We start from the raw sequence: 11,705 nt of genomic DNA, 5'->3' as shown, positions 1-11,705 counted from the left end.
CGACAAGGGAAAATGATCAACATGACTAACGAATCCATCTTGCGCTCTAGCGCGAATGCCGCGCCGGGAGGCGGGCATCTCGCGCGTATCACCCGAATCGCGGCGAGCGTCGCGCTCTTTGCCTGGCTCGCGGCATGCTCGGTCGAGCCGACCTACAAAGTGCCCGACGCCGCCGTGCCAGCGGCCTACAAGGAAACGCCGCAGCAAACGCAGAGCACGAATCCGCACGACGTGGGCGCGTGGACGCCCGCGCAGCCCGCCGACGACACCCATCGCGGCGAATGGTGGACGGTGTTCGGCGACGCGACGCTCGACAAGCTCGAGCAACAGGCGCTCGAAGCGAACCAGGACCTCAAGGCGGCCGCCGCGCGCGTGCAGCAGGCGCGCGCCGTGACGCAGGCCGCGCGCGCCTCGTGGTTCCCGTCGATCGATGCGGGCTTCGGCCCGACGTATCAGCGTGCCTCGCCGGCTTCGCTGTATTTCCCGCAAAACTACAACGTGCCCGCTCAAACGCTGTGGCGCGCACAGGCTACGGCAAGCTATGAAGTCGACTTGTTCGGCCGCGTGAGTTCGAACGTTCACGCCTCCCAGGCAGACGCCCAGCAGAGCGAAGCCTTGTACCTCTCAGTGCTGCTCGCGTTGCAGGCCGACGTTGCACAGAACTACTTCCAGCTGCGCCAGTTCGACTCGGACGTCGATCTGTACCGCCGCACGGTGACGCTGCGTGAAGACGCGCTCAAGCTCGTCGAGCGCCGCTTCAAGGAAGGCGACATCAGCGCGCTGGACGTGGCACAGGCGCGCAACGAACTCGCGAGCGCGCGTGCCGACGCGGTGGGCGTCGCGCGTCAGCGCGCGGCTTCGGAGCACAGCCTCGCAATCCTGCTCGGCAAGGCGCCCGCCGACTTCACGTTCCCCGAAACGCCGCTCGCGCCCGTGCTCGTGCAAGTGCCGCCGGGCCTGCCTTCCACGTTGCTGGAACGCCGCCCTGACGTTGCCGCGGCCGAGCGTGCGATGGCGGCCGCAAACGCGCGCGTGGGTCTCGCAAAGTCGGCGTTCTTCCCGCAGCTCAACATCACGGGTGCAGCTGGCTTCGAGTCGGCCACGCTCGGCGACCTGTTCATGTGGTCGAGCCGCGCGTTCCTGCTCGGGCCGCTCGCGGGCACGGCGCTCACGCTGCCGCTGTTCGACGGTGGCCGGCGCAAGGCGAATCTTGCACAGGCGCGCGCCAAGTACGACGAAGACGTTGCGCAATACCGGCAACAGGTGCTCGTGGCGTTCCGCGATGTCGAGGACAATCTATCCGACCTGCGCCTGCTCGACGACCAGATCCGCGAGCAGAACGACGCGGTGAGCGCCTCGCAGCAGTCGGCGTCGCTTTCGCGTACGCAGTATGAAGAAGGCGAGGTCAGCTATCTGAACGTGATCGACAGCGAACGGACGGTGCTCGTGTCGCAATTGCAGGCCAGCCATCTGCAGGGTTCGCAGGCCGTGGCGACCGTCAACCTGATCCGCGCGCTGGGCGGCGGCTGGGGCGACGCGAAGCCCGGCGACGGTACGCCGACACCGCCGGCGCCGCTCGCGGCGCGTTAAACCGCGTTGAACCGCGCGCTAACCCCCGGTAAGAAGCCAAAACGCTCGCCGCCTGTGCATATCGCAGGCGGCGATTTCCTTTGCGCAATCGCTTCGTAGACCCGGCCCCGCCGCGCCCCTATCATCGTCTGGACCCATCTGGAGCCAACGCGATGGGCCCTCATCGCGTCGCTCCTCACTGAACGAAGTCCAACTTCCATCCGGGGAAAGCGATGATCCGTGCCGTGCGCGCCGTGGGGCGCCCTTCCTTTTTCCAGCGCTTCGGTCTGCTGACGGCAATCGCCGTGTCGCTTGCGGCAGCGGCGCTCGACGCGCACGCCGACACTGCGACGCTCAAGATCGGCATTGCCACCACGCCGCAAACGCCCGCGCTCCAGGAAGCGGCGCGCGAGGCGAAGGCGCAGGGTGTAGACGTGAAGATCATCGAATTCACCGACTGGAATACGCCCAACGCCGCGCTGGCGAACAAGGATATCGACGCCAACTACTTCCAGCACAAGCCGTTTCTGGAAAACGCCGAACAGCAGGGCGGCTACAGGTTCGTCGCCATCGCGCCGGGCACGATCATGAAGATCGGCCTGTATTCGAAGAAGGTGAAACGCTTCGAAGGCCTGAAGGATGGCGCGACGGTCGCCATCGCGAACGATCCCGTGAACGGCGGCCGCGGCCTCCTGCTGCTGCAGCGCGCGGGCCTCATCAAGCTCAAGCCGGGCGTGGACTATCGCGCCACGACGCTCGACATCGTTGCCAATCCCAAACACCTCAAGATCGTGCAGCTCGAAGCGTCGCAACTGGTGCGCTCGCTCGACGACGTCGATCTCGCGCAAGGCTACCCGAGCTTCATCAAGCTCGCGGGCACCACCGATCCGAATAGCGCGCTGCTGTTCGATGGCGTGGAGAACAAGGCGTTCGCGATCCAGTTCGTGGTGCGGCCCGAGAGCGTGAACGATCCGCGCATCCGCAAGTTCATCGACATCTATCAGCATTCGCCGGCCGTGCGCAAGGAACTCGACAAGGCCTTCGGCAACCTCTACGCGGTCGCCTGGTAACGCGCGCAATTCACGCAAGAGGAGCAGCGATGATGAAATGGTTCGGAGCGGCGCGCTTTATCGAGGCGGGGCCGGCGGCGGGGGAGGGGCAGAGCAATGCCGATGCATCGCAGCCTGCGGTGGTGTTCGAAAACGTCGGCAAGACTTATGCGCCAGGCGTGCAGGCGGCGCTAGCGGGCGTCGGCTTGCAGGTGGTGCGCGGCGAAGTTTTCGGCATCATCGGGCGCAGCGGCGCGGGCAAGTCCACGCTGCTGCGGCTCGTGAACGGGCTCGAAAAGCCCACGAGCGGCGGCGTACGGGTGAACGGCGTGGACGTAGGTGCGCTCGACGAGCGTGCTCTGGTGGCGCTGCGGCGGCGCATCGGCATGGTGTTCCAGCACTTCAATCTGCTTTCCGCCAAGACCGTGCACGACAACATCGCACTGCCGCTGAAAATCGCGGGTGTGCCGAAGGTCGACATCGAGGCGCGCGTGAACGTGCTGCTCGATCTCGTCGGCTTGAGCGAACGACGCGACGCGTGGCCCGCGCGCCTTTCCGGTGGCCAGAAGCAGCGCGTGGGCATTGCACGCGCGCTCGTGCACGAGCCCGATATCCTGCTCTGCGATGAGGCGACGTCGGCGCTCGACCCGGAAACCACGCGCGCCATTCTCGCGCTGCTGCGCGACATCAACCGGCGGCTCGGCGTCACGATCGTGCTCATCACGCACGAGATGGAGGTGATACGCGACGTTTGCGACACGGTTGCGGTGATCGAGCGCGGCGAGGTGGTGGAGCAGGGGCCCGTGTGGCGCGTGTTCGGCGATCCCCGGCACGAAGCGACGCGCGCGCTCCTGCACACGCCCGGCCACGAGTTGCCCGACGATCTGGCGGCGCGTATTCACGCTGAACCGCAAGCGGGCGCGCACGCACTGTTCGACGTGCGCTTCACCGGCGACGAGGCGCAAGAGCCCGACCTCGCCACGCTCGCACAGGCGTTCGGCGCGCAGGGCGTGCGCTTCGTGCATGGCGGTATCGAGCGGATCCAGGGGCGTGCGCAAGGGCGGCTAGTTATCAGCGCGCCGGCGCAGAACGCCGCCGAGGCCGCTTCGCTTGCCGAGCGCGCGCGTGGTCATGCGAGCCGCGTGGAGGTGCTGGGCTATGTCTGACGTGTGGATCACCGAACTCCTCGCAGGAATACGCGACACATTGCTGATGGTCGGCGTATCGGCGATATTCGCACTCCTGATCGGTATTCCCATCGCGTTGCTGCTCGTCACGACCGCGCGCGGCGGCATCCTGGAGCGGCCCGCGCTCAACACCACGCTGGGGGCGCTCGTCAATGCGTTCCGCTCCACGCCTTTCATCATCCTGCTGGTCGCGCTGCTGCCGCTCACGCGCTTGCTCGTGGGTACGACGATCGGCGTGTGGGCCGCCGTGGTGCCGCTTTCCATTGCGGCCATTCCGTTCTTCGCGCGCGTGGCCGAGGTGAGCTTGCGCGAAGTCGATCGCGGTTTGATCGAGGCGGCCCAGGCCATGGGCGCGCAGCGCCGCCATATCGTCTGGCATGTGCTGTTGCCCGAGGCGCTGCCCGGCATGCTCGGCGGCTTCACGATCACCGTGGTGGCGATGATCGGCTCCTCGGCGATGGCGGGCGCCGTCGGCGCGGGTGGTCTCGGCGATCTCGCGATACGCTACGGCTATCAGCGCTTCGACACGACGGTCATGGTCACCGTGATCGTGCTGCTGATCGCGATCGTCGCGGTAGTGCAGTTCACGGGCGACGCGCTGGTGCGGCGTCTTTTGCGGCGAACTTGAGCGGCGCGAGCCGTTCGACATGACGCGCGCAGCCCGCTTGCTGCGCGCTTCGCTTTTCGGGCATCACATTCGGGAACTATGGGTATGAACGAAGCACAGCGCCCACGCGGGCAGGAACAGGACGCGCGTTTCGCCGCGCTACTCGAAGCGCTGCGCGCGAACGCGGCGCAACGCGATCTCGCAGGCGGCCACGCAGCCGCCGAAAAGCAGCGCATTGCCGATGCCGGGCTGCTCACGCTCGCCGTGCCGCGCGAATTCGGCGGGCCGTTCGGCCAGGATGGCGTGCGCTGGAGCGAGATCTACGCGACGATCCGCGCGCTCGCTCGCGTCGACAGTGCGCTTGCGCATCTGCTCGGCTTTCAGTGCCTGCAGGTGGCGAGCGTCGCATTGTGGGGCAGCGCCGCGCAGCGCGCGACCTGGCTACAAGGCACCGTCGAGCATCGCTGGTGGTGGGGCAATGCCGTGAATCCCATCGACACGCGGCTCGTCGCGCAGCCGGACAGGGAAGGCGGCTGGCGTCTGCATGGCAGGAAGGGATTCTGTTCGGGGACCTACGGTTCGCAGATGATGACCGTGAGCGCGCACGATCCTGCCACGGGCAGCCCGGTGTTCGCGGTCGTGCCCACCACGCGCGCCGGGATCACGGTGCACGACGACTGGGACCCGATTGGCCAGCGTCAGACCGATAGCGGCACGGTGTCGTTCGAGAATGTGGAAGTGCGCGCCGCCGAAGTGCTGCAGCGCCCCGACACGCCGCGCGCCACGCTGCGCACGCTGGTCTCGCAAGGCGTGCTGACGAATCTGTTCGTGGGCCTCGCCGAAGGCGCGCTCGAGGAAGCGCGCGCCTACGTGCTCGCGAACGGCCGCCCGTGGGTCAATTCGGGCGTGCAGCACGTGGCCGACGACCCGTTTCTGCAGCAGCGCTTCGGCGAAATGCGCGTGCAGTCGCTCGCGGCGGCGGTGCTGGCCGATCGTGCGGGCGCACTGCTCGACGCCGCGTGGGACGAAGGCGAGGCGTTGAGCACGATTACGCGCGCCGAAGTCTCGCTCGCGATTTCGGAGGCGAAGATCGTCGCGCACCGCGCCGCGCTCCAGGGCGGCGAGCAGCTCTTCGAGGCGTGCGGCGCGCGCGCCACGGGCGCGGCGCTCGCACTCGACCGTTTCTGGCGCAATGCGCGCGTGCATACGCTGCACGATCCGCTCGACTATCGCCTGCGCGACGTGGGCCGCTATACGCTCTTGAGAGAAGTGCCGCAGCCGACGCTGTACACTTGAGGGCCCGATCGCGTCACGTGCCGCGACGCGTCAACCCTTGAGGATCGAAGCGTTGGAATTCCGACTACCGACTACGGCGACGGCGCCGTTCTGCCCGTCCGAAGTGCAGGGCAGCATCGAGTTTTCGCCGCGCGCGCCGTTCTGGAAGAAGTTCTGGCAATTCGCGGGCCCCGGCCTGCTGGTGTCGATCGGCTACATGGACCCGGGCAACTGGGCCACCGACATCGAGGCGGGCTCGCGCTTCGGTTACAGCCTGTTGTTCGTGGTCGTGCTCTCGAGCCTCGCGGCGATCGCGCTGCAATGCCTTTCCATGCGTCTTGGCATCGTCACGCAGCGCGATCTCGCGGAGCTTTCGCGCGAGCGCTATTCAAGGCCCGTGGTGCTCGGCCAGTGGGTGCTCGCCGAGCTTTCGATCATCGCCTGCGATCTTGCCGAGGTGCTGGGCGGCGCGCTCGCGTTCCACCTGCTGCTGGGCTGCTCGCTGATGGTGGGCGTGGTGCTCACGGCGTTTGACACGCTCATCGTGCTGGGCTTGAAGGGCAAGAACTTCCGCTCGCTCGAGGCGATCATGGCCGGACTCATCGCCACGATAGGCTTGGGCTACGTGATCCAGCTCGCGCTCGTGAAGCCGCACTGGCCGTCGGTGTTCGCGGGCGCGGTGCCGTCGTGGCACGCCATTTCCTCGGCGGAGCCGCTGTATCTGGCGATCGGCATTCTCGGCGCGACCATCATGCCGCACAACCTCTACCTGCATTCGTCGATCGTGCAGACGCGCGCCGTCAAGCGCGACCGTGCGAGCCTCGCACAGGCCATCGGCCTGTCGCGCCTCGACACGATCGTCTCGCTGCTGATCGCGCTGCTCATCAACGCGGCCATCCTGATACTGGCCGCGGCGGCCTTTCACGCCAACGGGCACACCCAGGTCACCGATATCGAACAGGCCTACAAGCTGCTCGCCCCGATCGTCGGCACGGGCGCGGCGGCGGTGCTGTTCGCGATCACGCTGCTTGCCTCCGGGCAAAGCTCGACCTTCACGGGCACCGTGGCGGGCCAGGTCATCATGGAAGGCTTCCTAAGGATGAAGATTCCGTGCTACCAGCGGCGACTCATTACGCGCGTGCTCGCGCTGATTCCCGCCTTCGCGGGCGTCGCGCTGCTCGGCAACGGCGCGGTGGGCAAGCTGCTGGTGGCAAGCCAGGTGGTGCTGAGTCTGCAGCTGCCGTTCGCGCTCTGGCCGCTCATTCGCATGACGAACGATCGTGCGCTGATGGGCGAGTTCGTGAACCGGCTGCCCACGCGGTTGCTGGCGTGGTTCCTGTTCGTCGTGATCTCGGCGGCGAACCTGTGGCTCGTCTGGCAGACGTTCAGCGGAAGCTAAAGAAGGGAAAGATGTAACAGGCGCGCGCCATGCAGGCGGCAAGCAAAGGCGGCAATCAGAAAGCGCTTCGCCGTCCGGTGCGCTCAGGCACCGGACGGGTTCGCGTCTTGGTCTCGCGTCCGGTTAGTCCGGATCTGCTCTCCTACGCTTACGCAGCCTCGGCAATGCCATCCGATGTTACAACTACCGGAAGGTCGCTCTCGGTCTGCTCGGCGCCCCGTCGCGCTGCAGCCGCCTTTTTCGTCTTGCCGGCTCGCGAAGGAGGCTGGCATGCGCCGCACACGACGTTGTGCTGAAGGTCGTGGCGATGCGCGACGAACTTACCGCCGCAACGGCAGCAAGGCGTCAACTGCAGAATATCGGCATCGAAAAATCGCACCAGGGTCCACGCACGCGTGAGGTCGAGCGCCGGCTCGGCCCCGCTGTGGCGGCAGTGTTCCAGATACAGCCGGAACCCCTTGGTGAGCGCGTCGAGATGCGAGCAACGCGCTTCGTTCTTGAGGAACAGGTACGTGTTATAGAACAGCGAGGCGTGGATGTTGGCCAGCCACGTCATGTACCAGTCCGCCGAGAACGGCAGCATACCTTTGGGCGGCGATACGCCACGGATCTCGCGATACAGGCGGATCATGCGGTCGCGCGAGAGCGTGAGTTCGCTTTCGAGCACCTGCATGCGTGCGCCCAGCTCGATCAGTGCGATCGCGCGGAATACTTCCTGAGCGTCTTCGGTGAGGCTGCGCCGCGTAGTCATGGACGTCACCCTCAGGCGTATTGACCAGCCGGCTGTCCCGCAAGCAGGATGGCCGCATGGGTAGCCGCCACGTCGGCATGCCTGGAAGTCTGCGTGAGCGCGGACAACATCGCATGATCGTCGAAGCGGAAAAAACAGAGAAGTTGGTCGGAAGAGGCCAACCTGACGATCTGCGCGAGCGACAGAGCGCCAAGCAGATCGGCCAGTTCCGACGACAGTCCCAGTCGGAACATGCCGACTGGCTTGTCCTCGCGCAGCATGCGCTGTGCGAGCATCAGATACGACAAATTAATTTCGCGGATAGATTCCAGCGTCTCGCTGCTGCGGTCCATTTCTCTAGTTTCCGAAGCCCCGAATTTAACCCCCCGGCTTTTTCGCCGTTGTATCTTTTCTGGTCTTGTGGTCGATCTTCGCTCTTTGGCTCGATCTGACTCTTTGATACAGGTTGTTACATCTCGTAACAACCTTGGAGGGAATTGTATGAGGGCTTATCTCAGAAATCAATCCCTCGGATCAAAAATAATCGTACTGTTGTAAATTATTTTCGGTAAGTTTTGCTGCAATTTGATACCAGGCTGGCGACGCGCCCTCGCGACACTGGCGGGGGCGCTCAAACAGGCCGTAGCACCTTGGTTTATCAGGGTTTTCGCCAGATCGACGGGGCCTGCGCAACGAATCGCCGAAGGACGAAAAACGCCGCCCGGTGGAATAAACGTTTAGAAAGGAGTTGGGTTGACAGGTAAAAAATACGGCTCTGCGGATTAATACCTATGACTATTGAGTTTGTAACAGATGTTTCGACCCTGACGACCTGTAACAGGGCAATGTGTAACTAAGATGTTACGAGTGCAGACGGTGGGACACACCGTTGGTTTCTGGAAAATATGCAGGCTGGATATTGCGCGAAGATCGCACTTGTGAAACGTTTGCGAGTCGCTGTCGAGACGCATCCGGGTGAGGCGGTTTTTTTGCCGCTTCAGGTCAGCCAGGGCACTGCTTCGATGAGGGCGGCGCCCAGTAAACAGACCGGCCCGCGCGCCGACGATACGCGGGTGAAGGGCAGCCTGGCGATTTCAAAGTCGTTGTCGATAACCATCGCACCTTCTATACCGTATACAGCGACTGCCGATGTGCCAGTTATATCATGACGTGATATAACTGAAATAATCAAGGCGGCATTGCGGGCATGGCGCGTTCGCCCGCCCGGCGCCGGAAATCATCGGGGGAGGGATCATGGCCTCGTTCAACAGGATTCTGCTGTGTTACGACGCAACGCGCGAAGGCCGCCGGGCTTTGCGTGAGGGCGCCGACCTTGCGCGCGAATGCCACGCGCAAACGCATTTGCTGGCCGTGCTCGACCAGGCGCCGCTGCAATGGGGGACGGACATCGCGTCCGCCGTGCCGTTCGAAGCCGCGGAAGAGGCGGCGCGCGAGATTCTGCGTGACGGGGTGGCGTGCCTGCAGGACAAGGGGCTCGTGGCAACCGGGCACTTCGTGGTGGGCCGGCCGATCGACGTGATCGCAAGCTACTGCGCGGAACTCCAGCCTGACCTCATCGTGGTGGCGCACCACCGGCGCGGACCGCTCAAGCGCTGGTGGGATGGGCGCGACGACCGGCTGCTGCTCGACCGCGTGTCGTGCAGCGTGCTGGTCGTTACCGCGGCGGACCCGGAGCCCGCGAAAGCGGCGGCCTGAGCCGCCGCAGAGGCGACGTGAAGCAAATGTAACTGCTGTGCGCTCAGGCGCTCGGTTCGCCAAGAATCGGCGTGCGCCTGACCTCGGAGATATAAAGCAGGATCAGCGAGACCCACACGATGCCGTAGAGCAGCATGAAGCAGCTCGAGCGGATCTTGAGCCAGTCGAGCAGGATGCCGAACAGGATCGGCAGCAGAAAGCCGCCCAGGCCGCCTGCCAGCCCGACGATGCCGGTCACGACGCCCATGTTGGTGGGAAAGTCGTCGGCCACGTATTTGAACGTCGAGGCCATGCCAAACGCGAACACCGCGCCCAGCACGAAGGCCACGGCAACGAAGCCGAACACCGGCATGCTGATATGCAGCGCCGCCTGACCGTCGATCGTGTGGATCACGAAGTCGGTGGGCGGGTACGAGAGAATGAAGAGACAGATCCACGCCACCCACAGGCCCCACCACGTGACGGTGTGCGCGCCGAGCTTGTCGGCGAGCACGCCGCCCACGGCGCGCAGGATCGAGCCTGGCAGCGAAAAGCCCGCGGCGAAGGCCGAAGCCATCACGAGCGACATGCCGTATTCGGCCTTGAGGTATTGCGGAATCCACAGCGAGAGCGCTGTGAAGCCGCCGAAGGTGATCGAGTAGTACTGGCATAGCCGCCACACGCGCGGCTCCGCCAGCACCTTGAACGAGTCGAGCAGCGAGCCGCCCGACTTGCCGGCGCCCGGGTCGCGCGCCGAACCGAGCCAGAAAATCACGGCGGTCACGACCAGCGCGACGGCGTAGACGCGCGGCACGAAGCGCCAGCCGTAGAGGTTCTCCAGCTGCGGCGTGACGAACAGGTTGACGGCGGCGCCCACCGTGCCCGCGCCGAAAAAGCCCATGGCGAAGCCGCGCTGGCTGGGCGGGAAAAAGCGCGCCACATACGGCGTACCCACCGCAAACGAGGCGCCCACGCAACCGAGAAAGAGGCCGATGAGCAGGAATTGCCACAGCTCGCTCGCGTAACTGACGATGTACACGGGCACGGCGCAGACCACGAGCAGCGTGGTCATGACGATGCGTCCGCCAAAGCGGTCGGTCCACGCGCCGAGCGGCAGGCGCATGAGCGCGCCCGTCAGCACGGGCGTGGCCGTGAGCAGGCCGAACTCCGTGCTGTTGAGCTGGAGCTCCTCGCGCAGCTGCACGCCCAGCACGCCGAACATCATCCACACCACGAAACACACGAGAAACGCGAGCGTGCTGACGAGCAGGACGGACCATGCCTTCGCGCCGACTTTCTCGGGTTGGGCTGCGCTCGCTACGGGGCGCGCCGGTTCGCTACGCAGATTCATGTTGCCTCCATCGCATGGGGGTGCACGTCGACTTCACTGGACGAGCGGGCTCGTCGCGGCTTCCAGCGCCGCGTTTTCGAGCGTCGCTTCGGAAGCCAGGATCGATACGTACTGCTGGATGGCCTTATGGCGCACGCGTTCGCTGAGAAAGCGTGCGATGTCGCCCGAGACTTCGTCGTAGGGCGCCCGATTGCCGGGCACGCGCTGGTCCACACGCACGAGATGAAAGCCGAAGCGCGTGCGCACGAGACGCGGCAGCACGCCGATGTCGGCGCAGTCGAACAGCGCCGCTTCGAATTCGGGCACCGTGTCGCCGCGCGTGAGCTGGCCGAGGCTGCCGCCCACGCCCGCCGACGGACAGTTCGAGAACTGGCGCGCCAGCGCCTCGAAGGTATCCGGCGCCTGCTGCAATTCGCGCAGCGTCTCTTCGGCCTTCTGACGCAGCAGCGCGAGCGGCACGCGGTCGGTAATGGCGAAGAGGATGTGGCTCGCATACACGAGTTCGTTGCGCACGAAGCGCTTTGCGTGCTGCGTGTAGTAGCGCTCGCAGTCATCGCGCGTGGGCTCGGGCACGCGCAGCTCGCGTTCCAGCAGCGCATCCATCGCGCTGTCGTCGAGTTCGGCGTCGGGCGCCAGCAGGTCCAGCGCCACGGCGCGCTGGCGCAGCAGTTCGTGCACGACGAGCGTGCGCCGCGCGGCGAGCGCGGGGTCCGGCTCGTCGGCGTGATTGCCGCGTTCGGCCTCGATCGCCGCGAGTCCGATCTCGACGTCGTTCACGCGGGCGGGCAGGCCTGGCTGGTCTTGATTGGGGACCGCATTCATCATCGATGGCGCTCCTGGTTC

11 protein-coding genes are annotated in these 11,705 nt (G+C 65.4%); 7 read left to right on the top strand and 4 right to left on the bottom strand.

The window, feature by feature from the left end; genetic code table 11:
- Positions 1-21 precede the first annotated feature (21 nt).
- From AB4Y40_RS16120 to AB4Y40_RS16095, 6 genes are all read left to right on the top strand, one after another.
- Positions 22-1,590, top strand: a complete 1,569-nt coding sequence (locus AB4Y40_RS16120) for an efflux transporter outer membrane subunit (protein ID WP_368688558.1) — start codon at positions 22-24, stop codon at positions 1,588-1,590.
- A 212-nt stretch (positions 1,591-1,802) separates the two neighbouring features.
- Positions 1,803-2,639 carry a MetQ/NlpA family ABC transporter substrate-binding protein gene (locus AB4Y40_RS16115; protein ID WP_368688557.1) on the top strand — a complete coding sequence of 279 codons (837 nt, stop codon included), beginning with the start codon at positions 1,803-1,805 and terminating at the stop codon, positions 2,637-2,639.
- Positions 2,640-2,668: 29 nt separating this feature from the next.
- Entirely contained in the window at positions 2,669-3,784 is a 1,116-nt protein-coding gene (locus AB4Y40_RS16110) for a methionine ABC transporter ATP-binding protein (RefSeq protein WP_368688556.1), read from the top strand.
- On the top strand, positions 3,777-4,433 hold the full coding sequence (locus AB4Y40_RS16105; protein ID WP_368688555.1) for a methionine ABC transporter permease: 657 nt from the start codon (positions 3,777-3,779) through the stop codon (positions 4,431-4,433). The genes AB4Y40_RS16110 and AB4Y40_RS16105 overlap by 8 nt, the downstream gene beginning before the upstream one ends.
- An 84-nt stretch (positions 4,434-4,517) precedes the next feature.
- On the top strand, positions 4,518-5,708 hold the full coding sequence (locus AB4Y40_RS16100; RefSeq protein ID WP_368688554.1) for an acyl-CoA dehydrogenase family protein: 1,191 nt from the start codon (positions 4,518-4,520) through the stop codon (positions 5,706-5,708).
- Positions 5,709-5,760: 52 nt separating this feature from the next.
- A complete protein-coding gene (locus tag AB4Y40_RS16095) occupies positions 5,761-7,086 on the top strand; it encodes an Nramp family divalent metal transporter (protein ID WP_368688553.1) in 1,326 nt (441 codons plus the stop codon).
- A gap of 148 nt (positions 7,087-7,234) precedes the next feature.
- On the opposite strand, the gene flhC is transcribed toward AB4Y40_RS16095, so the two are convergent.
- Both flhC and flhD read right to left on the bottom strand, forming a co-directional pair.
- Positions 7,235-7,837: a flagellar transcriptional regulator FlhC gene (gene flhC, locus AB4Y40_RS16090; RefSeq protein ID WP_051481243.1), complete on the bottom strand. Its 603-nt coding sequence runs from the start codon at positions 7,835-7,837 to the stop codon at positions 7,235-7,237.
- A gap of 11 nt (positions 7,838-7,848) precedes the next feature.
- Positions 7,849-8,169 (bottom strand): flagellar transcriptional regulator FlhD, encoded by a 321-nt coding sequence (flhD, locus tag AB4Y40_RS16085; RefSeq protein WP_368688552.1) that lies wholly within the window; start codon positions 8,167-8,169, stop codon positions 7,849-7,851.
- A 901-nt stretch (positions 8,170-9,070) separates the two neighbouring features.
- On the opposite strand from flhD, the gene AB4Y40_RS16080 reads away from it, so the two are divergent.
- Positions 9,071-9,532 (top strand): universal stress protein, encoded by a 462-nt coding sequence (locus AB4Y40_RS16080; protein WP_133187752.1) that lies wholly within the window; start codon positions 9,071-9,073, stop codon positions 9,530-9,532.
- A 43-nt stretch (positions 9,533-9,575) separates the two neighbouring features.
- Here the strand turns inward: AB4Y40_RS16080 and AB4Y40_RS16075 are convergent, their stop codons facing one another.
- Both AB4Y40_RS16075 and AB4Y40_RS16070 read right to left on the bottom strand, forming a co-directional pair.
- Complete coding sequence (locus AB4Y40_RS16075) at positions 9,576-10,862, bottom strand: nitrate/nitrite transporter (protein ID WP_368688551.1); 1,287 nt, start codon at positions 10,860-10,862, stop codon at positions 9,576-9,578.
- 33 nt (positions 10,863-10,895) lie between these two features.
- Positions 10,896-11,684 carry a peptidylprolyl isomerase gene (locus tag AB4Y40_RS16070; RefSeq protein ID WP_368688722.1) on the bottom strand — a complete coding sequence of 263 codons (789 nt, stop codon included), beginning with the start codon at positions 11,682-11,684 and terminating at the stop codon, positions 10,896-10,898.
- Between the last annotated feature and the right edge of the window lie 21 nt (positions 11,685-11,705).

The sequence above is a fragment of the Paraburkholderia sp. EG287B genome (genome assembly GCF_040965595.1).
GTDB lineage: Bacteria > Pseudomonadota > Gammaproteobacteria > Burkholderiales > Burkholderiaceae > Paraburkholderia.
The sequence above is the reverse complement of the archived record's forward strand: the minus strand, read 5'-3'. Positions and strand labels throughout refer to the sequence as shown.